Raw genomic sequence first — 24,364 nt, 5'->3', positions numbered from 1 at the left:
CCCGGAATATTTTCTGCGAAGCCCGTGTTTTGTAGGGGCGCCGCTTGAGGAGGGAAAGCCGTTTCGAGGAGCGAGTAACGAGAAGCGCAAAGCACAACCGGTTTTGCTTTGCGCAACGCGAACCTCGTTACTCGCTTCGCTCGTTTCGCGCCTCAAGCGGCGCTCCTACAAAAGACGGGGCGAAATTGGCGTTATCGTTTTTCTTCGCGGTAGTTTGCCGGCGTCGTGCCGGTCCAGCGTTTGAAGGCCTTGGAAAAAGCACTTTCATCGGAAAAGCCCAGCTTGTCGGCAATGTCGGCCAGGCGGGTGCCCGCCCGTAATTCCGTTTCTGCCATGTCTTGCAACAGCGCATCGCGCAGCAACTTGAAGCTACTGCCTTCTTCGCCCAGTTTGCGTACCAGATGGCGCCCGCTCATGGCCAGCTGGTCGGCGACTTTTTCCTTGCCCCAGTGCGGGTGCTGGCGTAGCAGGTCGCGCACGGTGGCGCTGAGAGACTGGCTGCCCAGGTTATCCAGTAATTGGTCGGCGAGAGTGCGCAGGTGATGGCACAGGGACGGGTTGGCATGAATCAGCGGCAGGCTTAGATCGCTGGCGGGCAGCACCAGGGTGTTATGGTCGGCGGCAAAGCGTACCGGCAATCCGAGCAGGGATTCATAGCGCCGATTGTCATCCAGCGCCGGGTGGGCAAAGGTCATGCGACAGGCACGCAGATGATCGCCGGTGGTCCAGCGTGACAGCTGCAGCAAGGCCGTCATCGCGGCTTCCACCCGCTCCCGCTGGCGCACCGTGTACTCGGGCTGGTAGCGAATCTCGCATTCGTCGTTGTGCACCTGGTACGAAAAGGTGCCCCCTTCGCCCACGATGGGGTAGTAATCCATCAGTGAATCCAGCGCATCTTCCACCGTATCGCAGCTCATCAGCACCATGCCCACGGTGTCCAGATGCCCGACCTGCAGGGCCAGCCCGAACTGGATGCCCACCAGCGGGTCGCGGGCCTGTTCGCAGAAGTTTTCCCAGATTTTTCCCTGTAGCGCCAGGCTGACACGGTCCTGTTCCCCGATTGCCTGTTGCAGCGCGGTGGGCAGGGCGAAGCCCAGCTGTTCTGCTGCGTGGCTGATGGCCTGGGTGAAGCGCACTGTAACGGTAGGGGTGTGCGTCATGCTGCTATGAGGTCCCGAATTAACCGTGGCAAGGTCCCGAATTGGCCGTGAGCCTGCACCCGGTGGACCGTAGAGTAGACATCATACCAAATGCTGAGTCCAACTCGGCAAACCCGGATCCGGGTTCATAATAATAGTTATCGGGACAGCCATGTACGCAGTGATAGGCGCCGGCCCCATGGGCCTGGCCACCGCCAGAAATCTTAACAAGTACGATATTCCTTTCATCGGGTTCGATCTGAACAGCGATGTGGGTGGCCTGTGGGATATCGATAATCCCCACAGCACCATGTATCAGTCCGCGCATCTGATTTCCTCCAAGGGGATGACCGAATTCAGTGAATTTCCCATGCCCGATGAGGTGGCCACGTATCCTCATCACAGTGAAATGAAGCGCTACTTCCAGAGTTATGCGCGCCATTTCGATCTGTATCGGCACTACGAGTTTTCCACCCGGGTGGTGCGTGTGGAGCGTAACGGCGACGGCTGGCAGATCACCACCGAACGGGATGGCGAAACGCAACGTCGTTATTTCGACGGTGTCCTGATCGCCAATGGCACCCTGCACAAACCCAACCAGCCCAGCCTGCCGGGCAAGTTCGAGGGTGAGCTGATGCATTCCTGCGACTATCGGGATGCGGCGGTGTTTGATGGCAAACGGGTGCTGATCGTGGGCTGTGGCAACTCTGCCTGTGATATTGCGGTGGACGCGGTGCACCGGGCGGCCAGTGTGGATCTGTCCGTTCGTCGCGGGTATTACTTCCTGCCCAAGTTTATCGGCGGCAAACCCACCGACAGTATCGGCGGCAAGATCAAGCTGCCCCGGGGGCTCAAGCAGCGACTGGACGCCCGGCTGATTCGCCTTATCGTCGGCAAGCCCAGTGATTACGGCCTGCCGGAGCCGTCATACCGGATGTATGAATCCCACCCGGTGATCAATTCCCTGGTACTGCACCATCTTGGTCATGGTGATATCACGCCCCATGGCGACATTGTCGGGGTGGTGGGTGACACAGTGACCTTTGCCGACGGTCAATCCCGGGTTTATGACCTGGTTCTGATGGCCACTGGCTACAAACTGGATTACCCCTTTATCGATGCCTCGGAGCTGAACTGGCACAACGCCGATGCGCCGCAGTTATACCTGAATGTGTTCCATCCCCAGTACCGTAATCTGTTCATGATGGGCATGGTGGAAGCCGCAGGGCTGGGCTGGGAAGGGCGCAATGAGCAGGCGGAGATGGTGGCGCTCTACATCAAGGCCCGGCAGAACCAGCACCCGGTGGCAGACAAACTGGAGCAGAAAGCCAGCGCGGAGGCCGGCCAGACCCTGGACGGTGGCTTCGACTACCTGAAGCTGGAACGCATGGCCTATTACGTGCACAAGGACAGCTATCGCAAGGCGGTCAACGCCCACATCGCCGACCTGAAACAGGGGGTGTGAGGTGGAGGTTCAGTTCAGTAGCGAGAATCTGCTGATTCTCAACGTCATTCTGGCGTTCATGATGTTCGGGGTGTCTCTGTCGCTCACCGGTGAGGATTTCCGGCGCGTGCTCAAGCGCCCGGATGCGCCGATTGTCGGTCTGCTTGCCCAGTTCGTACTATTGCCCGCCGCCACCTGCCTGACCACCTGGTTCTTCGAAGTGGAGCCGGAGATGGCGCTGGGCATGATTCTGGTGGCGTCCTGCCCGGGGGGATCGTTTTCCAACATCATGACCTGGCTGGCGAGGGCCAATGTGGCGGTCTCGGTGAGCATGACCGCGATCTCCAGCCTGGTGGCCATGGTGATGACACCGTTCAACTTTGCTCTTTACGGCTGGCTCAACCCGCATACCCGGTCGATGCTCACGGAAATTCAGCTGGACAGTATGAATATTCTGATTCTGGTGGCGCTGGTGTTGGGCCTGCCGCTGCTGGTGGGAATGATGACTGGCAAGCTGTTTCCCCGCTTTGCCGCCAGGGCCGAGAAACCCATGCGGGTGATCACCCTGTTGGTGTTGTTGCTGTTTGTGGGCGTGGCCTTTGGCAACAACATGGATGTATTTCTGGCCACGGCGGATCGCATCGTCATCCTGGTAGTGCTGCAGAACCTGCTGGCCCTGGGCATGGGCGCCTTTGCCGGTGGACTTACGGGGCTGCCCCGGCAGGATCGCCGCGCTATCACCATGGAGGTGGGGATCCAGAATTCCGGTCTGGGCCTGGCCATTCTGTTTACCTTCTTCCCGGAAGCCAGCGGCATGATCCTGATCGCTGCCTTCTGGGGTGTATGGCACCTGGTTTCCGGTCTGCTGCTGGCCTGGTGGTGGTCACGGGGCCACGACGATCGCCAAAACCGCGAGGGGGCACCATGCGACGACGCATCCTGATCACCGGTGCCGCCGGTTATATCGGCAGTCAGGTCGCCCGACGGCTAAGCCAGGACCACCATGTGGTAGGGGTGGATATTCGCGCCGATGACGGTGCTGATTTCCCTTTCTTCATGATGGATATTCGCGACCCGGCTTTGGGCAGGTTAATGAGAGAGCACGGTATTCAGCAGGTGGTTCACCTGGCCGCTGTGTTGGAAGACTCGGGCGACAGGGACCGGGATTTTGATATCGATGTGAACGGTACCCGCAACGTGCTGGATGCCTGTGTGGCTGCAGGCGTGGAGCAGTTGGTGGTGACCAGTTCGGGCGCGGCCTATGGCTATCACCCGGACAATCCTGCCTGGCTTGACGAAGACGATGCCCTGCGCGGCAACCCGGAGTTTGCCTACTCGGATCACAAGCGCCAGGTGGAAACCCTGCTGGCGGAGTATCGCCAGCATTATCCGGCACTGAAGCAACTGGTGTTGCGTCCGGGCACTGTGCTGGGCGCCAATACCCGCAACCTGATTACCCGGCTGTTCGAGAAGCCGCGTCTGGTGGCGGTGGCCGGTTCGCCATCGCCCTTTGTCTTTATCTGGGATCAGGATGTGGTGGCAATCATTCAGAAAGGCGTTCTGGAAGGCAAAGCCGGTCGCTACAACCTGGCCGGCGATGGCGCTATCAGCATTCATGAACTGGGCCGCCTGCTTGGTAAGCCGGTGATCTCGGTTCCCGCCGGGTTGATTCGTGCCGCCCTGTGGATTGGCAATCGTCTTGGTCTGACCAGCTATACGCCGGCACAGGTGAATTTCCTGCGTTATCGGCCGGTGCTCGCCAATAGGCGGCTAAAGGAAGACTTCGGTTATATCCCGCGCAAGACCTCGGAGCAGGTTTTTCGTTTCTATATGGCCGGCCAGAAACAGAGGAAGGATCAATGAAAACCGTACTGATTACTGGTGCCGCTTCCGGCCTTGGCTGGGCACTGTCCCAGCAGGCCTTTGCGCTGGGTCATCGCGTCATCATGACCGACATGAATGCCTTGCAGCTGGCGGCACGGGCAGATGCGCTGGCCAGCCAGGACCCGTCCCGGGTTACCTTCCATCGGCTCGATGTGACTGACAGCGAGGCAATCACCCGATTGGTGGCGGTACTCAAGGAACGGGAAGGGGGCCTGGATGTGCTGATCAACAACGCCGGGATTACCCACCGTTCGCTGGCAGACAAGACCGACATCGCCGTGTTCCGCAAGGTCATGGCGGTGGACTGGCAGGCGCCGGTGGAAATGGCCGTGGCCTGCCTGCCCCTGCTCAAGGGTAGTGGCGGCGGCATCATCAATATCGGTTCCATGGCCGGCTGGATGCCGGTGTTGGGGCGAGCCGGCTACTGCAGTGCGAAAAGCGCCCTGAGCCAGTTTTTCGAAGTGCTGCGCGGCGAGGTGGCGCAATACGGGGTGCATATCCTGATGGTGTATCCCAGCTTCCTGGATACACCCATTGAAACCAATGCCCTGGGTCATGATGGCCAGCCCGCTGCTCACCCCCGTTCCATGGTGGGTGCCATGCAGACGCCGGAGTGGATGGCCGAGCGGGTGTTCGAGGCCTACTACCGCAAGAAAAAGCGACTGTTCCCGGATCGCTTTACCTGGTTTGCCAGCCTGTTGTGGCGGCTGGCGCCGGATGTCTACCAGCGCATGATGGTGCGCAAGTTTGCTTCCGAACTGGAAGCCCGTTAATGGCAGACATGGTTACGCTACCCTGGCTGCTGCTGGGGCTGTTCATCTTTCTGGCCTTTACCACCGAAGCCGCTACCGGGTTTGGCAGTATCGTCATCGCCTTGTCCCTTGGCGCCCTGGTGCTGCCGATTACGGAGATCCTGCCGGTGCTGGTGCCGCTCAATATCGTCATGAGCAGCACCCTGAGCTGGCGGCACCGTCATGCCATTCACTGGCCCACCCTGTGGCAACTGATTCTGCCGTTGATGGTGATCGGTACCCTGGCCGGTTATGGGCTGCGTCCCTGGCTGGGGGACCAGGTGCTCAAGCATGCCTTCGGCGTGCTGGTGCTGTGGTTCAGCGGCCGGGAACTGTGGCGTATGTGGCGTGGTGCGATGGCGACGGTCCATGGAGGCCTGTGGGCCCGAGTGTGGATGTTCATGGCGGGCATCACCCATGGCCTGTTCGCGTCAGGCGGCCCTCTGCTGGTCTATGCTCTCAGCGGTCTGTCCCTGGATAAACAACGCTTCCGCGCCACCCTGATTCTGGTATGGCTGGTCCTGAACAGCCTGCTGACCCTGGTGTTCCTGCTGGATGGCAGCCTGCTGCCGGCGGCGCCGCGCATTGCCATGCTGGTGCCGGTGGTCATCGCTGCCATGGTGTTGGGGGAAGTGCTCCACCACCGGGTCAACGAGCAGCGGTTTCGCCAGGCCGTGTTTGTGGTGCTGGCGGTGACCGGAGGTATTCTGGCCTGGCCGGGTTGAAATGAGCTGCAAGTTGCAAGCTACAAGTTTCAACGCGGGCTGGCCTGTCAATTGATGGCAGGTCGTACCCGCGATTAACGGTAATGACGCGGGCTCGGGATCTCAAAACGCCAGGATCTTTCCCTCGCGTTGCAACTTGAAACTTGCCTCTTGCCACTCTCCCTGCATCGCCACCGCCCCTCTGACGTGGTATTCATGACATGTCTTGTTTACAGGCATTCAGGAGCTGCCATGTCCCATGTGGAAATTCGCCCTGTCACCGGTTTTGCGGTGGAACCCTGGCTGGATGAACTGGCCGAGTTGCGCATTGAGGTCTTCCGGGATTTTCCTTACCTGTATGAGGGGAATCGGGAGTATGAGCGTCGCTATCTGGATCGCTACGCCCAGTCTGATCGCAGCGTCTTTGTGCTGGCGCTGGAGTTTAACCGGCTGGTGGGGGCGGCCACGGCGTTGCCGTTGCTGGAAGCGGATGAGGAGTTCCAGGCCTCGTTTCGGCAACTGGGCGCGGAGCTGGGGTCGGTGTTTTATTTCGGTGAGTCGGTGCTGCTCAAGCCCTATCGGGGGGAAGGGGTTGGTCATCGTTTCTTTGATCTGCGTGAGCAATATGCCGCTGATTTTGGATTCCTGCATACGGCATTCTGTGCGGTACAGCGTCCGGATGATCACCCCTTGCGACCTGATGACTATCGACCGCTGGATGATTTCTGGCGTGGGCGGGGCTATTTCCCCCAGAACCAGCTGGTGGCCCATTTCGACTGGACCGACGTGGGTGACGCGGCGCCCAGCCGCAAAGCCATGCAGTTCTGGTTGCACAGCCTCTGATACGCTAGGAAAAAAGCGTGAGCCGCCCGGACTTGATGTTGAAAGGTTTGCGTTCGCAGGTGGTTGTATTGCCCCGGCTTTCTGCAGAGCTGGCGTTACACTGCCCCATTGCCGGGATCTTATTGCAATAATTGCGTAGTCCGTTTGTGTGGCGTTGCCATCAATCTTTCACCCATATGGGCGATTAATCGTCAACGTGTGCTCCCTATACTCGGTGCCTCGAGTGTGAATTTGTTGTGAAGGGGGCTTCATGGAACGTTATTACCGCACTCATCAACACTGGGCTGCGCGTCTTGCGCGACAGGCCATCATCATTGTGCCGCTGGCATTATTGGCGGTGGGCGTGGCCGTGTTGGTGGCAGGCTGACCGCATAATGGGCATGCGGGTGTGGTTTCTGCTGCATCGCCCGTCTGTCTATGCGTACAGACATTTCCGCTATCCCGGTACTCCCGTCACCGGGACTTCTTCCTGTGATGCCGCTGGGCTGTGCGGCGGTAGCCATGGCGGTGTTAGTGGCGGGGTAGATGACTCGGTTTGATGCTGGGTGCTCGACGTCGCGCAGATACAAAACCGTTAGCGTGCTCGACGTTAGCAGAGTGCCCTTGCACTGATCGACGCGACGTCAGCTGTCAGGCATTTTCTGCATCAATACCACTGGATTGCCCACCAGGATGAGCTGCCAGCCCTGTTCCCGGGCCAGCCAGGCGAACGTATCCGGCTGCCAGAAACAGACATGGGTGGGGTCGCGCCGGTAATGCCAGCGGGCGAAGGCGTCGTCGTCGATCAGCCAGCGGGTCATGATGCCCAGCCAGCCGCCCGGTTTCACCAGTTGCGAGAACTGCTGCCATTCCCGCGAGGGGTGATGCAGGTGTTCAACCACTTCCGTGCAGGTCACAAAGTCGTATTGCTGATCCAGCGGTGCCGGGTCTGGCGCATAAATCGGGTCATAGGTGCGGCAGGGAAAGCCTCGCTCATTCAGCATCTGGGACAGAGCCGGGCCCGGTCCGCAGCCGAAGTCCAGGCCCTGGTCGCCATGCTTCAGGCGCTCACACAGGGGATCGGCCAGTTGTGCCAGAAATCCCCGATAGCCTGCGTCCGCAGGGTTATTGTCGTGCAGGTCGTACTGGGTCTTTTCCGTTTCCCTGTCTGGTAGAGTGGCCGGATCTTCAAAGGTCAGGCGGCAGGTGTCGCAACGAAAATAGTCGCGGTCCTCCACTCGGGCAAACGGATGAGCCAGGTTGTCACAGAGCGTGCACCGCATTTATGACTCCAGCCACCGCTGGATGCGCGCATAGGTGCGGCTTTCCTCGATCATGGTCATATGCCCCATCTGGTAGAACAGCTCCCGGGTCAGCCGTTCCGCCTGCGGATAGAGGCGCGTTGCCAGTCCGCTTTCCACGGTTACCAGCCAGTCCCCTCGCGGTTGTGGGTGGCCCGGTTCACTGACACTGCCGGCGATGAATAACTGTTCCACCTGGGTATCCAGTGGCACCTTGCTGCTGGGGCGTGGTTCGTCCAGGGGCCGGTCTCGCCACTGGTCTTCCAGCACATAACCGAAACGCAGGTCGCGGATGCCATCGGAGCGCAGGTTGGCCAGCCGCATTAGCGGGCGCGAGTAGGGAGTGGCACCCAGCAGGCGGTTGGCCTGGTTGCCGGCGCGCTCCAGCATGGCCCCCTGATGGGGTGAACCCAGGCAAGCCAGGTGGGTAACCTTGTCGGTCCAGGCATCGCCGCGCTGGCGGCCCTGATGCAGGGCGCTGCGGGCCACCAGCCCCCCCATGGAGTGGCCGATCAGGATGACTCGTTGAGGCAGGGCGGTATGGGCCAGCAGCCCGGCCAGTTTGCGGCCGTTGTCGGAGATGTGCAGCCCGGTGTTGTAGCGCAGATAGCGCACGTCGGCTTTCAGCTCGCCACGGGCCCATTGGCTGAAGGCATCTGCCGCCGGGTTATTCCAGCAGGCATCGTTCATGCACAAGCCATGGAGAAAGACCACCAGGGTGTCACCCTGGACCGGGCCGGTGGGCAGCAGCTTCATCGGCAGAGCATAGGGGCTGTGCTGTTCGGCCAGTAGCTGACCGAAAACGCCGTTGACGATGCTCTGCAAGTCCAGGCTGTCGCGCAGTTCCCGGTTCGGATCGGCCAGCAGGTCTGCCATGCCGGCCACATTTCCCGCCTGGCGGAAACCGTAGCGGATCAGGTTGTAGATCATCGGTGCGGGGGTGTAGTCGTTGCCGCGCAAGCTGAAAGGATTGGCGACGGCGCCATGAATATCCTGCACTACCTGGGTGATTTCGTTGCCCACACGGGTGACAAGCTGCGCCAGCCCACCCACATTACGGCCAAATTGCTTCATGGGTTCTCCTTATCTTGTCCGCATCATAGCAGGGCGCTACCAGTCTGTCGGAAGTGGCTGGCTGTGGTTGCGTAAAAACCCTTCGCCGGATTGGGTTGGCAACGTAATGATTCGTAAAATGCCCGGGCTTTGCGTGTTTCTTCTTGGTGTGCGACCCGTGATGGCGATACAGTCTGGATTGTCTTAATGGCTGAATCTTTCAAGGAGTGAGTCTATGCATACTTTCGGTAAAGCAGCTTTAGCAGCATTGTTTGCCTCTTCCGCCCTGCTGGCTGGTTGCGACAGCAGCGACGGGCCGGTGGAAAAGGCCGGTGAAAAAGTGGACGAAGCGGTAGACTCCATGAACCCGCAAGGTCCCATGGAAGAAATGGGCGAAGATCTGGATAATGCCTATGAGAGCGCTGAAGAATCAGCCGAGAGCATGAAGGATGCTGCCGAGCAATAATGGCTGCAGATACATGCTGAAAAAGCCGCCTTCGGGCGGCTTTTTTTATGGGCGCTTTTCTGCCACCTGGCAGGTGCCTAGCAGTTCGTCGATGGCCTGTTGCTCCGGTGGCGTAATCAGGAGTCGATAGCGCTGCTTGATCTGTTGCCAGTGCTGCCCGTATTGGCACCAGTAGCCCCGGTTGTTGGGCAGCCACTGGTCGGGACTGCTGGCGCCCTTGCTGCGGTTGGCACTGGCAGACACCGGCAACAGATTAGCCGGATCATTGGCAAACTGGCGCCGGTGGCGCTCATCCCAGCTATCGCCGCCATGGCCGTGAGCATGGCGCAGGGGTACCAGGTGGTCGATATCCAGGTCGCCGGCGGAGGTAAAGATGTTGCCGCTGTAGGGGTCATGCCAGCGACCGGTGGCCACGGTGCAACGGTCATTCCGAGTGAAGGTTACCGGCACCTGGCTGGTGGCAATCAGTATCTCTGCGCGTGTGTCCTGGCAGTCGCCATCCTCGTCCAGCCAGTGGGGCCAGTCATTGCGCTCATAGAGGCCGGAAAAGCTCCGTTGTTGCTGACGAGCTTCCTGCTCAGCCTGGCGTTGCTGACGGTGCAAGGTCAGGCAGGGTTCGCGGTGGCAATGATACGCGCCGCTGGACCGGTCGCTGTGGCCTCCCTGTTTGTCCAGGCCTCCGGGGTGGCCATGGACAAGGTTGGCAACAACGATTAGCAAGACGGTAAGGTGTCGGGTGGGCAAAAGGGCGTCCTACGGGAAAAGCGGCGATCTGGCTAGGATATCAGCGTGCGAATATGTAGGCGATATCTTACAGTGCAAATTCAGGCAACCATGCAGTAGCACCGAGATACAAACGGCAACGAGGCAAAACGAAATTCCACTGTGGATAGCACCGGCTCGCCGCTAGAGTGAATCTGCCGGGTTGTGGCCGTTTCATGCGTGCGGTCAGCCAAGGTGTTGTTTTGCAGTGCATTTTGAGCAGTGGCAGTTGCAGGAGTCTCGGGTATGGCAAGCCAGTCGGAAACGGATCGGTGGCGTCAGCAGGAGTTGGCGCTTACCGCCGTAGAACACCGCCTTCAGGCACTGGGTGAGTATCTGGCGGTTTACCGCGCCAGTTATGCTTCCAGCGGAGAAGGGCGGCATTACGCCAGGGTGCGGATGCTGCGCAAGGACATTGGACGCTTGCGTGCCTGGTGGTGGTACCTGCAGGCCACCCGGAGAGGCGCGTCCTGGTTGCCGTTGCTTGAGCGCATGGTCGGTTTGTTGGCAGTGTTTGTCAGCCCCGTTCGGCGAGGCGGGAGTCGTCGTCATTCTTCGGGAATGCTGCGCCATCTGACCAGTCACAGCCTGATTGAGCGTGCCTATGCGGCGCTGGAGGATGACCTGCAAGGACAGTTGCTGACTCTGCGACTGGCCCAGTACCAGCGCCCCACCGATAGCCGTGGCCGGGAGATCAATATGTTGCAGCGGCAACTGGAGGAAGTGGCGCTCCTGCGTCGCAGCGGCTTGCCTGAGCCTCGCCGCCTGACCGCCATCTGTCATCTTCTGCACCGGGTAATGACGGTGCGCCAGTGGCTGGGTTTGCAGTTGCCTCTGGCTAACCTGGTGGATCGTTAATGTTGGCTGCCAATCGCCTTGCCCCGGCCCTGGAAAGTCTGCCGCGGGTGTTTGCCCTGTCCGATCTGAAACAATTGCTGCCCGGAGAAGAAAGTCAGGCTCTGGATGTAGCGCTGCGCTGGCTGGAAGCCGGGGTCATTAAACAGGTGGCACCGCCTCGTCCGGTGTTCTTCAAGGTGATTCTGGGCGAGGAGCTGGACGAAACGGATCGTTGTCGCGCCCTCTTGCGGGCTTTCCCTTCGCTGGTGATGGTGGCCGGTTCGGTTCTGTGGAGACAGGGGCTAAGTGCCCAGCGCGATACGTTGCTGGAGTGCTGCGTGTCGGAAAAAGAACTGAATTGCAGTTTGCCCGGTGTGGCGCTGCGCTGGCGCCCGCCCGCCTGGTGGGCGGCAGTGCGGCAGGCCGGCGGTATTGCCGGCGATCATCATGGTGTGGCCATGCTGACCCCGGAAATGGCCCTGGCTGATGCGGCGGCGTTCCGGGATGTGTGGATGCCGGATCGGGAAGCGGTGGATTGGAACCAGTTGTCTACCGCCAGACTCAGTGAGGCGACCCAGCAGTTATTACCGCTCCGTGAGGAGAGTGGTGTCCGTTCGGATTGACGGGGACAGACGGACTGTTATTAAATGAGAACCATTATCAGGTTTTCAGGATTCTTGTCCCATGTGGTTTGCCGTTCTGGCCTCCCTGGCCAGCGTCGTCCTCTTTTACCTCAGTGATCGTCAACAGCGGTGGCTGGATCAGCCGCTACCGGGGCTGGTGCGTCTGCTGGCCTTGTTGCTGCTGGCTGCTGCCTCCGCGCTCTGGGTGGTGAGCCTGGGAGTGGGTGTCGGGCTCTTTGTGGGGCTCTGGGTGTTTACCCTGCCGGCGCTATTGTTGCCGTTGATGGCTGGGCACTACCGAGACAGCTTCCAGCGGGGGCAGCGCGGATGAAATATTTCCTGGGCATCCTGCTCGGCCTGCCCCTGTCATTGATGCTGGTTGGACTGCTGGCAGCAGCCTTGCCGATGCCCTGGCAGGGTTGGCTGGTGCTGCAACTGATCGTCGCCATCATACTGTGGATGCTGCTGGTATTGTTGATGGCCCTGCCGGCAAAGACCTGGCCGCCGCTGATCGCCCTGTTGGTGGGCAATCTGGCTGCCTGGCTGGTCCTGCAGGCCACGCCATTGTACGGGGTGGGCGCATGAAAGGAGAGCGTTTGCGCCGGATGATCGATCTGCATGCCTGGGTGGGCGTGGCCAGCGGTCTGGCGTTGTTTGTGGCCTTTTTCGCCGGCGCCATCAATGTGTTTCACCATGAGTTGCATCACTGGCAGGAACCGCATTTCGCGGAGCAGGCCGCCACGCCCATGGGCATGGACCGGTTGCTGGAGCAGGTCACCGAACAATACCCGGATGCCCGCAAACGTCTGTACCTGCTGCCTGACGATGACGACCCCGGGGTGATGTGGCTGGAGTCCTCCAGGGGCGATTGGGTCACCGCCCATGCCACTGATTTCAATGCCCAAGGAGTGCACGAAGAGGCTCCCCGTTCGGCGTTGGCGGATTTCATCAACGAGTTGCATTTTTCCCTGGGTATTCCCAATCCCGGTTGGCCGATCAATATCGGCATGACGTTTATGGGGCTGATTTCGGTGATGTACGGGGTCGCCCTTTTCAGCGGGCTGCTGATTCACTGGCCGAAAATCCGCAAGGAATTCTTTGCTCTCAAGCACGAGGGCAACATGCGTCGTTACTGGAAAAACCTGCACAATGTGATCGGCATTATCAGTTTCCCGTTCCATCTGATCATGTCGGTAACCGGCGCTGCCATGGGTATGTTTACCGTGGTGGCGGTGTTGCTGGGGGCGCTGGTCTTCGGACCCCAGTTGCGCGGGGTGATCACCGAGCAAACCGAAGTGTGGTCCGCGGTGGAGAGCCAGGGCAACACTGTGATCATGCCGCGCATGGACGACGTGTTGTCCGCCGCCCGCAATGAGCTGCCGGAACTGACCGTGGACTGGCTGGAAATTCGTGGCTATGGCGATGCCGCCGGCTGGATTGATGTGGCCGGCTCCGTACCCGGGTATGTGGGGCACCATGCCCATGTGGTGCTGGACCCGACCCTGGGGCCGTTGCGCGTGATTGCGCCGGGGCAGCGCAGCCTCAACTTTGCCAGCCTGTCGCCGGTTTACTCCCTGCACTTCGGTGATTACGGCGGCCTGCTGGTAAAACTGTTGTATTTCGTCCTGGGGCTGCTGGGCTCGCTGCTGTTTGTCTCCGGCAATATTCTCTGGTGCGAGCGCCGTTCGGATCGCACCGGCCCGGGGCGTTCCTCGGCCTTTCTGTTGCGCCTGACTCTGGGGGTTTGCGCGGGCGTGGTGATCGGTATTGCTTTCAGCTTCCTGGCCAGCAAGTTGTTGCCGCACACCCCGTTGGCAGGGCTGGTGGCCATGGCGGAACGGGGCGTGTTTGCCTTGATCCTGGTGTTGCTGGTGGTCTGGAGTCTGCGTGCGTCGCCGCTGCGATTCAGCAGCCAGATGCTGCGCATCGCGCCGTTCTGCTATTTCGCCATTCCTCTGGTGCAGACTGTACTGGAAGGCAGTCATGCCTGGCTGGAAGCGGATAACCGGCTGGTGAATCTGCTGTTGCTGGCCGTGGCGGCTTGTCTGTGGGTGGTGCGCCGCCAGTTCCGCAAGCGGATCCGTCAGGCCGAGCCCCATCCGCTGTGGGTGGGCAACGTCTCCGAGGGGGATCCCAAGCATCTTACCGACACCGAGCGGGAAGCCGGTGCGGCGGCCTCGAATTCGGCCAGATAACGCAGACGCTTGCACAAAAAAGGGCCGGATCTTCCGGCCCTTTTTTGTTTCCGCTTCAGAAACGGTAGGTGGCCTGCAGGCTCAAGCCGTGGGCGCTGTTTTCAAACTCGGCGCGGTAGCTTGACTGGTCTACCTTGCCTTTCTTCTCTTGCAGGTACGCGTACGCCGCATCCAGGGTGAGATCGGCGGTGGGGCTCCAGCCGGCGCCCAGGGTGAAGATATCCCGGTCGCTGACCGGAATCCGCACGGTGCGGTGGGCATCGTTGGTGGGCGAGTTGTCCCGGGCGTAGCCGGCACGCACCACCCATTGCGGGTTCAGCTGGTAGGCGCCACCGAAGGCAACGGCCCAGGTGTCTTCCCATTTCAGCTCTTCGGAAATGGTGGCGAAGCTGCCCGCGTAGGCCGGGTGTACGCCGCTGTTGTTCACTTCAATGCCTCTCAGGCGGCTCCAGCGGGTCCAGGTGGTGCCCAGATTCAGAGTCAGTTTGTCGGTGGCCCGGAAGCTGACGGAGGTATCCACGGATTCCGGCATGGTGATGTCCAGCTCTGCATCGTAGCTGCCATTGAGGCCGGGCAGACCGGTGGGAATCATCGGGTTGGGCGGAATCGGGCCCAGCATGCCGTTGGCGCCACTGACCTTGGTGCGACCTTCCAGGGAGTAGTCAGTCTTGGAGTGATAGGTCAGGCCCCAGTCCAGCCGCTCGTTCACTGCTACCAGCAGGCCCAGGGTATAGCCCACGGCGAGATCGTCGCCTTCGATATCCACCTCGGCATCACCGCTGCCGGGGACCGGGCCGGGCACGGCAGCGTTGGGCACATTACTGCTCAGGGCGCCGTCAATGCGGTTGAGGGTGGGGCCAAAGCCTACCGATACCTTGTCGGTGAAGGCGTAGCTCAGGGTCGGCTGGATGGTCACAACCTGCACTTCGCTTTTCAGGCCGTTGTAGCGGCCCTGCCAGCCATCCTCGTAATCACTGATGACGCCAAAGGGGGCGTACACGCCAATGCCGGCATGCCATTTGCTGTTGAGCGGGGTGACGTAATAGCCGAAAGGAATGGTGGTGAAGGGCACCATGTCGCCGTCGTTGCTACCGGCCTGGCCCAGTTTTCCCTGGGGGTTACGGATGTCGGTGCTGGCGTCGATAAAGGCCAGGCCGCCGCTGATCTCGGCACGCTTGAGGCGGCTCATGCCGGCCGGGTTGCCATACAGGGTGCTGGCGTTGGCGGCGCTGGAAGCGCGACCGGCGTAGGCGGAGCCGGCGCTGCTGGCGCTTTGTTCGTTGAGAGCCAGGCCGTTGGCCAGGGTCTGGCTGGAAGCTGCGGCAATGGCGGCTGCCAACAGGACGTTGTTCGAATACTTCATGATAGCTTTCCCGAGTTGTTTTTTGCGCGGGCAAGTTAACATTCGGACACAAATTATTACAGGATGTTTATCGTCAATTTCGCCGAAAAAACAGGCTAAAAGCGTCATTATTGCGGAAACATGATGTTTATTGTTATGAAGATGGTTCGAAAATAAATTGAGTGTTTACCGGGTTTTTGCTCTGGGGTGGGTGTTCGCTGGTGATGCAGCATGATGGTGTGAGGGGACAATCAGCGTCGGCGGGAGGAAACCCGTTTCGGCGCCAGTCGGGTGTTTGCGGATGCACTGGTCGGGGCAGTGAGAGGAAATGGGCGCGGCTGTGGGTGATGCCGCGCCGGGATGGGACAATGGAGAATCGGCTGTTGCCAGAGGCAGGCTGGCCGTGTTGCCGGGGATTTACAGGCTGGGGCGTCTGTCGGGCTGGTTAACGGCCTTGCGGGAGAATATCCCGATGATGGGCGTGCCCTGGTGCTGCAGAATCGGCTCGATGTCCCGGTGCAGGGCGTGGTACCGGTAAAACGGCACTCGTGGGAACAGGTGATGGATGGAATGCAGGTTCTGGCCCAGCCAGAACCACTCCAGCGGTTTCATCCAGCGGGGCATGATCAGGCTGTTGGTATTGCGATAGCGCTCACTGACCTTGTAGGGGTGATGCGGACGGTAGGCAAACCAGTAGGCAGTGAAGAGTCCGCCGGTATAGTAGCCGAGCAGAATCACCGCCACCGTGCCGGGCTGGTCCACCATGACCAGAAAGGCAATCCGCCAGCCCAGTGAGACCACCAGCTCGGCGCAATAAATCAGTTTTTCCTTCAGCGACGCGCTGCCCCAGCTGTGCTGCACAAAAAAAGTATTCTGCACCCACTGGAAACGCAGTCCGGCGGCCAGCAAACCCAGCGGCCCTTTCTGCATTCCGCTGATAATGAAGTCCGGGTCCTTGTCCGGCTGGTTGGTGTAGCGGTGGTGGGTAAAGTGTTCGATGCGGTGGGAGGCATAGGGAATCGCAATGATCGGAGCCACCAGATACCCGCACAGATCGTTGATCCATTTATGGCGGTCATTCTGCCCGTGGATGTTGCCGTGGGCCGCCTCATGCAGCGGCGTATAGGACATATAGGTCAGCGCCGCCACCAAGAGATAAGCACCCCAGGCCGGCAGGGAGCCACTGGCAAACAGCGCAAGAGTGGCAACAAAGGCGGCTACCACGGTCAGGGTCAGCAACATTGTCGGCCAGGCGGTTTTCCCCATATAGTGCTTGGCACAGGCAATGGCCTGCTTGTTCAGTGTGGCCGGATCCATGGTGTTGCCTCTTGTTGGTCTCATCAGACTCAACACTACGGTGCCCCCACAACAACCAGAATAGCCGCCATGGCCAATCGCCCTGCATAAGTGGCCAGAGTGTGACGGGGCGGTATCTGCGGGACGGGCAATGCAGCATTCAGACGACAAGCTTCATCCGGTGGCCATCAGTCAGGTCATGCTCAACTTCGCCCAGCGACATGGCATCGACCGGCAAACCTGCCTGCTCGGCACCGGCATTGCCGACGCAGCACTGTCCAGTGGCGAGGGTCTGGTTTCCCGCACCCAGGAAATGCGTCTGATCGAAAACCTCATGCTGGCTCTGCCGGCAGCGGGAGTGGGCGGTTTTGAGCTGGGCCGGCAATACAATCTGGCCACCTTCGGGGTATGGGGGTTCGCTCTGCGCACCTGCAAGACCCTGCGCGATGCCGCCGCCCTGGGCGTGCGTTACCTGCCGTTGAGTACGGCCTACTGCCGGATTACGGTCTGTGAGCAGGGCGATACGTTCGGCGTGACATTCGATCCCGACCCGATACCGGCGCACCTGCGCCAGTTTTTGCTCGAGCGGGACATGGCCACCGCCCTCAACCTGGTCAGGGAAATCACGTTTCAGGGGGTGGCGTTTACAGGTATCGAGTTCACTGGCGAACCGGATGTGGCGGCGTCCGCCGTGGCGGAGCTGTGCGGGGTGGTGCCCACCTTTCATGCCCGCGCCAACCGTATCCTGGTCAACCGTGCCGGGGCCAACCAGCCGTTCCCTGGCTACGATCCGGTGCTGACCCGCATGCTCGAGCAGCAATGCCGGCAGCGTATGGACACCGTTGAAAGTAGTGGCGTCGCCGGCAAGGTTCGCCAGAAACTGCTCGGAGAGCTGGGTCTGGGCGCTACTCTTAACGACATGGCCAGCGAGCTGGCCCTCTCTTCCCGCAGTCTGCGTCGCAAATTGGAACAGGAAGGCACCAGCTACCGCGACCTGGTTGAGGAGGAGCGCCGCCAACTGGCCTTGCAGCTGCTCGGCAATACCACCATGAAAATCGAAGAGGTCGCCGCCCATCTGGCCTATACCGATGCCGGCGGCTTTGTCCGCGCCTTTCGGCGCTGGCAGGGCTGCTCGCCCAGTGAGTACAGAGGGGATTTGCCTGGGTAATCGCCGCGATTGGGCACAAAAAAGGGGCCTCCCGGCCGGGAGGCCCCTTTCTTTTATTTGGCACGCCCGAGAGGATTCGAACCTCTGACCTTTGCCTCCGGAGGGCAACGCTCTATCCAGCTGAGCTACGGGCGCAAAACGTATTGCAGACGGCCGAATGAGGTTGGCCAGTTCCGGCGGTCTGCAGATGAAGAACTTGGGGGTTCAACGGGCGCGAATGATAGCTGGTTGTGGCGTTGGCGTCCATGGATGGGATGCATTGTGGGTGCAGATGCTTATAATCTGCGCGCGCCGTGCCAAAGCGGCCGTTATTACGTGGCAGTCTGCCTCTTTCGGGTTTCCGGCAGTGCTGTCTTTCCTTACGAGCCCGTGTCTGTGACCAGACAAGTGTATCGGAGGAAACAGGATGAACCTGTACTGGATTGTGCTATTACTGGCAGTGATCGTTGAAATTGCCTGGGCCATGAGCCTCAAATGGATTCAGGTGCAACCGGGGGTTGCGTCAATCGGCACGTCGCTGGTGCTCACCGCGCTGAACATGCTGATGCTCTCCTATGCCATGAAAGGGATTCCGGTTGGCACTGCCTATGCGGTCTGGACCGGACTCGGGGCGGTGGGCATTACCGTGCTTGGCATCCTGTTCTTCAAGGACCCGGCCACCCTGTCACGGCTGGCATTCATGGGGCTGGTAGTGGTTGGTATCGTCGGCCTCAAACTGACCGCGTCACCAGTGTGATGGTTCTTTCGGGCTCGCACGCGGGTCCCGTCCATTTTACAATCTTTTCCCATGATACCCCCGATAAATCGGTACCCTCTGCGGGCAGATGTTGGCCGCCAACTGATGGAGAAAACTGTGCGCATTGCTTATCTGGAAGATGACATGGCTCAGGCTGAGCTTGTCACTCACTGGCTTAAGGAAGCGGGCCATAACTGTATTCACCTGGCCAGCGGGCGCGAGTTCATGTCCCTGTTACGGCGCGACACTTTCGACATCCTGGTGCTCGATTGGGAAGTGCCGGATATGAATGGCTATGCCGTGCTGGAGGAAGTTCGGGCCAGTGGCAACCGCACCCCGGTGCTGTTTGCCACCCAACGGGATGATGAATCTTCCATTGTGGGAGCTCTCACCCAGGGAGCGGACGACTACATGGTCAAGCCTACCAAGCAAGCGGAGTTGCTGGCCCGGATAGCCGCTCTCGGGCGCCGGGCGGGGGTATCGGATATGGATGATGAAACTGCCCTGACAGTGGGGCCCTGGACAGTGGACCGGTCGCGGCGGCAGATCCTGCTGGCTGACGAGCCGGTGAAGCTGACCGACAAGGATTATGAGCTTGCCAGCTACCTGTTCCAGAATGTGGGTAAGCTGATGAGTCGCGCCCACCTGTTGGAAAAGGTCTGGGGCATTATGACCCCGATCGAATCCCGTACTGTGGATGTGCATATCAGCCGCATTAGACGCAGCCTGCAGATTCGCCCGGAGCAGGGTTACCGTATCAAGACGGTCTACCAGCATGGTTACCGCCTGGAGCCGATTGAAGACTAAGGACATCACTATGAGGGTCTGGTTGTGTGCAGCCTTGCTGCTGGGACTGTCGACCGTCGCCGCCGCATCCGACGACTGGCATTACACTCTGCGTCCCGGGGATACCCTGTGGAAGGTATGCCAGCAGTTTGCCCAGGAGCCGGCAGCCTGCTGGCGCGATCTGGCCAGCCACAATTCGCTGGAAAATCCTCACAGTATCAGCCCAGGGCAAAGCCTGCTGGTGCCGATCTCCTGGCTGAAGGAAAAGCCGATTCCGGCGCGAATACTGGCCGTGACGGGTGAGGTGATGCTGTACCCCGCCGCCGGCGGTGAGGCGCGCCAGGTGCAAAGTGGCGAGACGGTGGCCTTTGGCGATGCGCTGGAAACCGCTACCGGTGCCAGTGCCCGGTTGCAGTTTGCCGACCAGTCAGAGGTGGTGATCAAGCCTGGCAGCCTGCTGGTGGTCAACCGCTATCGCCGTTTCCTGGATCAACAGGGCGAGCAAACCGAACTTCGTCTGCAGCGCGGTAATATTCGCAACACGGTAACCCCGGCCAGCAACGATGATCGTACCTTCAAGGTGTTCACCCCCGGCGCGGTGGCGGCGGTGCGAGGTACCGAGTACTACGTCAGCGTGGACGCCGGTGAAACCACCCGCAACGAAGTCGTGGAGGGTCGGGTGGATGTCAGTGCCCGGGGCACCCACCGAGATGTGCAAGCCGGTTTCGCCACCCTGGCCCAACTGGATCAGCCACCCATCGAGCCGGTCCCCCTGTTGCCGGCCCCGGCGGTGGAGCTGTCAGTAACCCATGAGGATGTGACGGCGGCATGGCCCACCCAGGCGGACGCGGCCAGTTACTGGCTGGAGTGGTATCGCCAGCGGGATGAGTTGTTGTTGGGCCAGGCATCCTTGCAGGCCGGCCACTGGCAACAGGACCTGCCGGTAGGTGATTACCGTCTGCTGGTACGTGCAGTAGATGAAAATGGCCTGCGTGGTCACGAAAGCTGGACCAATTTCTCCATTGAGCCCGCGCCGCCGGTGGAGCCGGAAAAAGAGTCGAAATGGGACCTGTGGGTCTTTCTGGGCGGGGCCGCGTTGTTGTTGGCGCTGTAACGGATGCGGTCGCGCCTGAACACCTATCAGCGCCGCTATCTGGCTGAACACATTTCGGTGCTGTTTCTGGTGGTCGGCCTCTGTGCCCTGTTGAGTATCAGCGGGGCCTTGTCCTTTATCGACCGCTACATCTACGACAACCTTCTCAAAACTCTCCCGGACGAGCCGTCCCCGGATCTGGTCATCGTCGGCATTGACGAATACAGCCTGCGGGAAATCGGTCGCTGGCCCTGGGATCGCAAGGTCCACGCCCAATTAATAAACCGTCTTACAGAGATGGGGGCGCGGGCGATACTGGTGGACCTGATTTTGTCCGAGCCGGACCGTAACAACCCGGATTCCGATCTCGCTCTGGTCCAGGCCATGGCGGCCAATGGTCATGTCTACCTGCCGGTGCACGTGGAGCAATTGCGTGCCGGAGGCCAGCTCATTGAAGTCCTGCCCTACGCACCATTTGCCCGTGCTGCCGCTGGCCTTGGGCACGTGGATCTGGAGCTGGACAGTGACGGGGTGGCCCGCTCCGTATACATGCGTTCCGGGATTGGCCAGGCCTGGTGGCCCCATATCACCCAGACCCTGCTGATCCAGGAGGGCATGCTCTCGGAGAATACCTTCCCGGCCAACAAGGGCGAGGAGTTCTCCGGGCTGGCCAATGTCCGCCGTTACCATCGTTACGTGCCCTTTGTCAGCGGCCCCAACAGCTACCCGCAGGTGTCTGCGGTGGAGTTGCTGAATAACCTGATTCCGGAACAACTGATTCGCGACAAAATTGTGCTGATTGGTGCCACTGCTGCCGGTCTGGGTGACATGCTGCCTACGCCCATGGCCAGTCAGGGTGAGTTGATGGCCGGAGTGGAGGTCAATGCCAATCTGCTGGATGCCCTGCGCGCCGACCGGCTGATCCGCGAGCTGCCCATGACCAGTGTGCTGGTGTTGGGGTCCATGTTGGCGCTGCTGGCGCCGCTGCTGCTGCCTTATGTGCTGCCGCGTTGGAGTATTCCGCTGGTGGGTGGGGTGATTCTGCTCTGTCTGCTGGCAAGCATGGTGGTGCTGATCGTGCTGCGGCTCTGGTTCCCGCCTTCCGGGGCCATGGCGGCGGCGTTGATGGCCTACCCGCTGTGGACCTGGCGGCGTCTGGAGTATTCCCTGTCCTACATGCGCCATGCTCTGGAGCGGTTGTCCGAATACAGTGACTTGAACCAGCGCCTGACGCGGCCGTCCACCCTGGAGCAAATGGGGCGCATGTTTGATCAGGTGCTGCCGGTGCGCGCCTGGCGGCTGTTGGGGGGCGAAAAACCCTGGCGCGGAGGCGACAGTCTGCCGGCTGCCACCTGGAAAGGGGCGTTGGCGCGCCAATATCGTTTCAAGCATGAGGGGCGTCGCTACGAGCTGGATCTGGTGTGGCATCAGTCACTGCATGCGGACACCTATGACTACTGGGTGCGGGCCATGCTGGTTCGGGTGCGCACCCATGCCCCCTCCGTGGGGGCGCGCTATGAAGTGCTGGAAAAGCACATCGACCGGTTGCGTCGGGAAGAAGACCGCCAGGAAGCTCTAACCCGGTTCTTCCAGGTGACCCTGGCGCAGATCCGGGAAGGGGTGATCATCGCCGATGCCTGTGGGGTGATCGTCTACGCCAATCCCCAGGCCTCTTTCCTGCTTGGCCTGGAGATGGGGGCGCTGGATGCGGGCCAGCCCATGGTGACAGATCTGGGACGGGAGCTGGACCTGCGCGAGCACAGCTGGGACGAGCTGTTGCGTCAATCCCTGGCCGAAGGGCGTACCCAGCTGGAATGCCGCAACCGGCAAGGTGCGGACCTCTACCTGGATATCCTGCTGGTGCATGCCGGTGACAACCCGGGGCGGATGATGATCATCTCTTTCAAGGATATCAGCGACGTGAAGCAGGCATTGCGGGCCCGATCGGAAATGCTGGATTTCCTCTCCCATGACCTGCGTTCCCCCATGGTATCGGTGCTGGCGCTCACCGAGAAAATGCGCCAACAGGGAAATGGTCAATCTCTGGAGGGCTTTCTCGACAACGTACAGCACTATGCCCAGCGCAACCTGAATATTGCCGAGCAGTTCCTGCAGCTGGCTCGGGTGGAAGCGGTGGAATCGGTGGAAATGAACGAGCAGGACATGCTTGATGTGGTGGAGAGTGCCATCGACATGGTGCAGATCCTGGCCCAGCAGGCGGATATCACCCTGCGCTTTGATTACGACCCCCACCAGGAGGTCTGGGTGCTGGGCAATAACGAATTGCTCGAGCGGCTGATGGTGAATCTGCTCACCAATGCCATCAAATACAGCCATGCGGGCAGTTCCGTGGACGTGCGCCTGTATGCCCGTGAGGAAAGCGTACTCTGTGAAGTGCGCGACCGGGGTGTGGGTATTCCGCCGGAATTCCAGGAGCGGCTGTTCCAGCGCTTCAGCCGTGCCAGCACCAGCGGTGGCGCCCGCACCCGGGGGGCGGGCATGGGGCTGCGCTTCGTCAAGGTGGTCACTGAACGTCACGGCGGCGACATTCGGGTGGAAAGCGTGGTCAACGAAGGCAGTCGCTTCACCCTGTCATTACCCCGTGTGGAAATACACTAACAGTGTCAGACGCCAGACCCGGTAACGGCATGCAACGTCGGTTTTCGCTGCGTTGTCCGATGCTCGGTGTCAGGAACAACATCAAGCATTTTGTCCCCACGCCCTGAGCGGGTATAATCGCCGGCGCAGCGCCCTCGGGCGAAACACAGAGAATAGAGGTGGAATCGTGAAAAAGATGCTGACTGCCAGCCTGGTACTGGTCGCTACCCTGTTTGCCGCCGGTAGCGTGGCTGCAAAGAGCACCAAGGAAATCTCCCCTTACCCGTTGGGTGAGCGCTCTGTATTCAGCGAGCGGGCCATCGCCGAGCGTATTCAGCCGGTAGGTTCTGTGTGTGTCGAAGGTGAGGATTGCGGCAGCGCTGCCGCTGCTGCTGAAGAAGTGGCCAGTGGTCCGCGCAGTGGTGAACAAGTGCACCAGTCTGCCTGTGCGGCCTGTCATGCCACTGGTGCCGCTGGTGCCCCCAAAACCGGTGATGCCGCTGCCTGGGCCCCGCGTATCGCCAAGGGCAATGCCACTCTGGTCAAGCACGCCATTGAAGGCTTCAACGCCATGCCGCCCAAGGGCATGTGCATGGATTGCTCTGACGATGAGATCAAGGCTGCCGTCGAGTACATGGTCGGTCAGAGTCAGTAATCTTGCTGCGACTTCTGGGCATTATGCTGTCGGCCCTGTGGCTGGCAGCCTGTTCCGACGATAGCGCCCCGTCCGCAGCGGATGCTTCGCAGACGCGCGACGGGGCGCAGTTGTATCGTCAGTACTGCGTCACCTGTCACGGCTCCGGTGCGCTGGGTGCTCCCCGTGTCGGTAAGGAACATCGTCTCTACTGGTCCCACGAAATCGAGGAAGAAGGTTTCGATACCCTGGTCCAGGAAGCCATTGCCGGCATCAACTCCATGCCCCCTCGTGGAGGCTGCTTCGACTGCAGCGACGCCGAGATCCGCAATACCGTGATCTACATGCTGCAGCTCAGCGGCGCGAAGTAGACTCCTTATTTTCCCTGTGTCGTAGGAGCGTCGCTGGCGGTGCGATAGCCGGGGGCATTCTGCCCCAAGCTGTTTCGAAGCCGCTGTAGGAGCTCCTCTTGAGGGGCGAATCACGCATCAGCCTGGAAATCGCCGGCAGGGTGATCAGGAATAGCATAGCTTGCGATCCCGCCAAGCTATGCTGCCTCGCTACGCTCGGTTCGCCCCTCAAGAGGAGCTCCTACAGCGGCGGCGTAGAAAGCGTGGAAGTGTTTGCAAGATACCGGTATCGCGCCGCGAGCGACGCTCCTACGGAAAGGGGGTGGTAAGGTTCAATCCA

At 60.4% G+C, this 24,364-nt stretch carries 25 protein-coding genes and 1 tRNA gene; 19 read left to right on the top strand and 7 right to left on the bottom strand.

Translation table 11 applies throughout. The annotated features are described in order from the left end of the window. Positions 1-191: 191 nt before the first annotated feature. Positions 192-1,160, bottom strand: coding sequence for an AraC family transcriptional regulator (locus tag HUJ17_RS06765; RefSeq protein ID WP_290509975.1), 969 nt, complete (start codon positions 1,158-1,160; stop codon positions 192-194). Positions 1,161-1,311: 151 nt separating this feature from the next. On the opposite strand from HUJ17_RS06765, the gene HUJ17_RS06760 reads away from it, so the two are divergent. From HUJ17_RS06760 to HUJ17_RS06735, 6 genes are all read left to right on the top strand, one after another. After that, positions 1,312-2,604, top strand: coding sequence for an NAD(P)-binding domain-containing protein (locus HUJ17_RS06760; protein ID WP_290509974.1), 1,293 nt, complete (start codon positions 1,312-1,314; stop codon positions 2,602-2,604). A gap of 1 nt (position 2,605) precedes the next feature. Then, positions 2,606-3,526, top strand: coding sequence for a bile acid:sodium symporter family protein (locus HUJ17_RS06755; protein ID WP_290509973.1), 921 nt, complete (start codon positions 2,606-2,608; stop codon positions 3,524-3,526). After that, positions 3,508-4,446: an SDR family oxidoreductase gene (locus HUJ17_RS06750; RefSeq protein ID WP_290509972.1), complete on the top strand. Its 939-nt coding sequence runs from the start codon at positions 3,508-3,510 to the stop codon at positions 4,444-4,446. Before HUJ17_RS06755 ends, HUJ17_RS06750 begins: the two co-directional genes overlap by 19 nt. Beyond that, a complete protein-coding gene (locus HUJ17_RS06745) occupies positions 4,443-5,240 on the top strand; it encodes an SDR family NAD(P)-dependent oxidoreductase (protein WP_290509971.1) in 798 nt (265 codons plus the stop codon). Before HUJ17_RS06750 ends, HUJ17_RS06745 begins: the two co-directional genes overlap by 4 nt. Continuing rightward, a complete protein-coding gene (locus tag HUJ17_RS06740) occupies positions 5,240-5,983 on the top strand; it encodes a sulfite exporter TauE/SafE family protein (RefSeq protein WP_290509970.1) in 744 nt (247 codons plus the stop codon). The genes HUJ17_RS06745 and HUJ17_RS06740 overlap by 1 nt, the downstream gene beginning before the upstream one ends. Before the next feature lie 231 nt (positions 5,984-6,214). Continuing rightward, positions 6,215-6,805, top strand: a complete 591-nt coding sequence (locus tag HUJ17_RS06735) for a GNAT family N-acetyltransferase (protein WP_290509969.1) — start codon at positions 6,215-6,217, stop codon at positions 6,803-6,805. A 623-nt stretch (positions 6,806-7,428) separates the two neighbouring features. On the opposite strand, the gene HUJ17_RS06730 is transcribed toward HUJ17_RS06735, so the two are convergent. Both HUJ17_RS06730 and HUJ17_RS06725 read right to left on the bottom strand, forming a co-directional pair. Next, entirely contained in the window at positions 7,429-8,067 is a 639-nt protein-coding gene (locus HUJ17_RS06730) for a class I SAM-dependent methyltransferase (RefSeq protein WP_290509968.1), read from the bottom strand. After that, complete coding sequence (locus HUJ17_RS06725) at positions 8,068-9,159, bottom strand: alpha/beta fold hydrolase (protein WP_290509967.1); 1,092 nt, start codon at positions 9,157-9,159, stop codon at positions 8,068-8,070. 214 nt (positions 9,160-9,373) lie between these two features. Between HUJ17_RS06725 and HUJ17_RS06720 the strand changes: the two genes are divergently transcribed. Beyond that, the gene (locus HUJ17_RS06720; RefSeq protein WP_290509966.1) at positions 9,374-9,604 is read left to right on the top strand and encodes a hypothetical protein; all 231 of its coding nucleotides are present in this window, start codon (positions 9,374-9,376) and stop codon (positions 9,602-9,604) included. Between the two features lie 45 nt (positions 9,605-9,649). Here the strand turns inward: HUJ17_RS06720 and HUJ17_RS06715 are convergent, their stop codons facing one another. After that, positions 9,650-10,348 carry an HNH endonuclease gene (locus HUJ17_RS06715; protein ID WP_290509965.1) on the bottom strand — a complete coding sequence of 233 codons (699 nt, stop codon included), beginning with the start codon at positions 10,346-10,348 and terminating at the stop codon, positions 9,650-9,652. A gap of 264 nt (positions 10,349-10,612) precedes the next feature. Here HUJ17_RS06715 and HUJ17_RS06710 point away from each other — a divergent pair, with 264 nt between their 5' ends. The 5 genes from HUJ17_RS06710 to HUJ17_RS06690 all read left to right on the top strand — a co-directional run bounded on the left by HUJ17_RS06710 (position 10,613) and on the right by HUJ17_RS06690 (position 14,021). After that, positions 10,613-11,224 carry a hypothetical protein gene (locus tag HUJ17_RS06710; protein ID WP_290509964.1) on the top strand — a complete coding sequence of 204 codons (612 nt, stop codon included), beginning with the start codon at positions 10,613-10,615 and terminating at the stop codon, positions 11,222-11,224. Further along, positions 11,224-11,826 (top strand): hypothetical protein, encoded by a 603-nt coding sequence (locus tag HUJ17_RS06705; protein WP_290509963.1) that lies wholly within the window; start codon positions 11,224-11,226, stop codon positions 11,824-11,826. The genes HUJ17_RS06710 and HUJ17_RS06705 overlap by 1 nt, the downstream gene beginning before the upstream one ends. Before the next feature lie 61 nt (positions 11,827-11,887). Continuing rightward, the gene (locus HUJ17_RS06700) at positions 11,888-12,157 is read left to right on the top strand and encodes a hypothetical protein (RefSeq protein WP_290509962.1); all 270 of its coding nucleotides are present in this window, start codon (positions 11,888-11,890) and stop codon (positions 12,155-12,157) included. Then, a complete protein-coding gene (locus HUJ17_RS06695) occupies positions 12,154-12,411 on the top strand; it encodes a hypothetical protein (RefSeq protein ID WP_290509961.1) in 258 nt (85 codons plus the stop codon). Before HUJ17_RS06700 ends, HUJ17_RS06695 begins: the two co-directional genes overlap by 4 nt. Further along, positions 12,408-14,021, top strand: a complete 1,614-nt coding sequence (locus HUJ17_RS06690; protein ID WP_290509960.1) for a PepSY-associated TM helix domain-containing protein — start codon at positions 12,408-12,410, stop codon at positions 14,019-14,021. Before HUJ17_RS06695 ends, HUJ17_RS06690 begins: the two co-directional genes overlap by 4 nt. A gap of 55 nt (positions 14,022-14,076) precedes the next feature. On the opposite strand, the gene HUJ17_RS06685 is transcribed toward HUJ17_RS06690, so the two are convergent. Both HUJ17_RS06685 and HUJ17_RS06680 read right to left on the bottom strand, forming a co-directional pair. Beyond that, complete coding sequence (locus HUJ17_RS06685) at positions 14,077-15,384, bottom strand: outer membrane protein transport protein (protein WP_290509959.1); 1,308 nt, start codon at positions 15,382-15,384, stop codon at positions 14,077-14,079. Between the two features lie 396 nt (positions 15,385-15,780). Next, entirely contained in the window at positions 15,781-16,680 is a 900-nt protein-coding gene (locus HUJ17_RS06680; RefSeq protein WP_290509958.1) for a fatty acid desaturase, read from the bottom strand. 130 nt (positions 16,681-16,810) lie between these two features. Between HUJ17_RS06680 and HUJ17_RS06675 the strand changes: the two genes are divergently transcribed. Next, a complete protein-coding gene (locus HUJ17_RS06675; RefSeq protein WP_290509957.1) occupies positions 16,811-17,827 on the top strand; it encodes an AraC family transcriptional regulator in 1,017 nt (338 codons plus the stop codon). Between the two features lie 58 nt (positions 17,828-17,885). Here the strand turns inward: HUJ17_RS06675 and HUJ17_RS06670 are convergent. Further along, a tRNA-Arg gene (locus tag HUJ17_RS06670) sits at positions 17,886-17,962 on the bottom strand. 271 nt (positions 17,963-18,233) lie between these two features. Between HUJ17_RS06670 and HUJ17_RS06665 the strand changes: the two genes are divergently transcribed. The 6 genes from HUJ17_RS06665 to HUJ17_RS06640 all read left to right on the top strand — a co-directional run bounded on the left by HUJ17_RS06665 (position 18,234) and on the right by HUJ17_RS06640 (position 24,045). After that, positions 18,234-18,563, top strand: a complete 330-nt coding sequence (locus tag HUJ17_RS06665) for a multidrug efflux SMR transporter (RefSeq protein WP_290509956.1) — start codon at positions 18,234-18,236, stop codon at positions 18,561-18,563. 117 nt (positions 18,564-18,680) lie between these two features. Next, on the top strand, positions 18,681-19,370 hold the full coding sequence (locus tag HUJ17_RS06660; RefSeq protein ID WP_290509955.1) for a response regulator transcription factor: 690 nt from the start codon (positions 18,681-18,683) through the stop codon (positions 19,368-19,370). A 10-nt stretch (positions 19,371-19,380) separates the two neighbouring features. Continuing rightward, entirely contained in the window at positions 19,381-20,463 is a 1,083-nt protein-coding gene (locus HUJ17_RS06655; RefSeq protein ID WP_290509954.1) for a FecR domain-containing protein, read from the top strand. A 3-nt stretch (positions 20,464-20,466) separates the two neighbouring features. Next, positions 20,467-23,061: a CHASE2 domain-containing protein gene (locus tag HUJ17_RS06650; protein WP_290509953.1), complete on the top strand. Its 2,595-nt coding sequence runs from the start codon at positions 20,467-20,469 to the stop codon at positions 23,059-23,061. A 175-nt stretch (positions 23,062-23,236) separates the two neighbouring features. Continuing rightward, the gene (locus HUJ17_RS06645) at positions 23,237-23,695 is read left to right on the top strand and encodes a cytochrome c5 family protein (RefSeq protein ID WP_290509983.1); all 459 of its coding nucleotides are present in this window, start codon (positions 23,237-23,239) and stop codon (positions 23,693-23,695) included. A 2-nt stretch (positions 23,696-23,697) separates the two neighbouring features. Then, on the top strand, positions 23,698-24,045 hold the full coding sequence (locus HUJ17_RS06640; protein ID WP_290509952.1) for a c-type cytochrome: 348 nt from the start codon (positions 23,698-23,700) through the stop codon (positions 24,043-24,045). The last annotated feature ends 319 nt before the right edge of the window (positions 24,046-24,364 follow it).

Source organism: Alcanivorax sp. (assembly GCF_014762765.1).
In the GTDB taxonomy this organism is placed as follows: domain Bacteria; phylum Pseudomonadota; class Gammaproteobacteria; order Pseudomonadales; family Alcanivoracaceae; genus Alcanivorax.
This window is presented reverse-complemented; position numbering and strand designations above follow the sequence as displayed.

Excerpts from the sequence above, each read along its gene's own strand:
- HUJ17_RS06765 (WP_290509975.1), bottom strand. The coding sequence starts at position 1,160 with ATGACGCACACCCCTACCGTTACAGTGCGCTTCACCCAGGCCATCAGC.
- HUJ17_RS06760 (WP_290509974.1), top strand. The coding sequence starts at position 1,312 with ATGTACGCAGTGATAGGCGCCGGCCCCATGGGCCTGGCCACCGCCAGA.
- HUJ17_RS06750 (WP_290509972.1), top strand. The coding sequence starts at position 3,508 with ATGCGACGACGCATCCTGATCACCGGTGCCGCCGGTTATATCGGCAGT.
- HUJ17_RS06745 (WP_290509971.1), top strand. The coding sequence starts at position 4,443 with ATGAAAACCGTACTGATTACTGGTGCCGCTTCCGGCCTTGGCTGGGCA.
- HUJ17_RS06740 (WP_290509970.1), top strand. The coding sequence starts at position 5,240 with ATGGCAGACATGGTTACGCTACCCTGGCTGCTGCTGGGGCTGTTCATC.
- HUJ17_RS06735 (WP_290509969.1), top strand. The coding sequence starts at position 6,215 with ATGTCCCATGTGGAAATTCGCCCTGTCACCGGTTTTGCGGTGGAACCC.
- HUJ17_RS06730 (WP_290509968.1), bottom strand. The coding sequence starts at position 8,067 with ATGCGGTGCACGCTCTGTGACAACCTGGCTCATCCGTTTGCCCGAGTG.
- HUJ17_RS06725 (WP_290509967.1), bottom strand. The coding sequence starts at position 9,159 with ATGAAGCAATTTGGCCGTAATGTGGGTGGGCTGGCGCAGCTTGTCACC.
- HUJ17_RS06720 (WP_290509966.1), top strand. The coding sequence starts at position 9,374 with ATGCATACTTTCGGTAAAGCAGCTTTAGCAGCATTGTTTGCCTCTTCC.
- HUJ17_RS06710 (WP_290509964.1), top strand. The coding sequence starts at position 10,613 with ATGGCAAGCCAGTCGGAAACGGATCGGTGGCGTCAGCAGGAGTTGGCG.
- HUJ17_RS06705 (WP_290509963.1), top strand. The coding sequence starts at position 11,224 with ATGTTGGCTGCCAATCGCCTTGCCCCGGCCCTGGAAAGTCTGCCGCGG.
- HUJ17_RS06700 (WP_290509962.1), top strand. The coding sequence starts at position 11,888 with ATGTGGTTTGCCGTTCTGGCCTCCCTGGCCAGCGTCGTCCTCTTTTAC.
- HUJ17_RS06695 (WP_290509961.1), top strand. The coding sequence starts at position 12,154 with ATGAAATATTTCCTGGGCATCCTGCTCGGCCTGCCCCTGTCATTGATG.
- HUJ17_RS06690 (WP_290509960.1), top strand. The coding sequence starts at position 12,408 with ATGAAAGGAGAGCGTTTGCGCCGGATGATCGATCTGCATGCCTGGGTG.
- HUJ17_RS06685 (WP_290509959.1), bottom strand. The coding sequence starts at position 15,384 with ATGAAGTATTCGAACAACGTCCTGTTGGCAGCCGCCATTGCCGCAGCT.
- HUJ17_RS06680 (WP_290509958.1), bottom strand. The coding sequence starts at position 16,680 with ATGGATCCGGCCACACTGAACAAGCAGGCCATTGCCTGTGCCAAGCAC.
- HUJ17_RS06675 (WP_290509957.1), top strand. The coding sequence starts at position 16,811 with ATGCAGCATTCAGACGACAAGCTTCATCCGGTGGCCATCAGTCAGGTC.
- HUJ17_RS06665 (WP_290509956.1), top strand. The coding sequence starts at position 18,234 with ATGAACCTGTACTGGATTGTGCTATTACTGGCAGTGATCGTTGAAATT.
- HUJ17_RS06655 (WP_290509954.1), top strand. The coding sequence starts at position 19,381 with ATGAGGGTCTGGTTGTGTGCAGCCTTGCTGCTGGGACTGTCGACCGTC.
- HUJ17_RS06650 (WP_290509953.1), top strand. The coding sequence starts at position 20,467 with ATGCGGTCGCGCCTGAACACCTATCAGCGCCGCTATCTGGCTGAACAC.
- HUJ17_RS06645 (WP_290509983.1), top strand. The coding sequence starts at position 23,237 with ATGCTGACTGCCAGCCTGGTACTGGTCGCTACCCTGTTTGCCGCCGGT.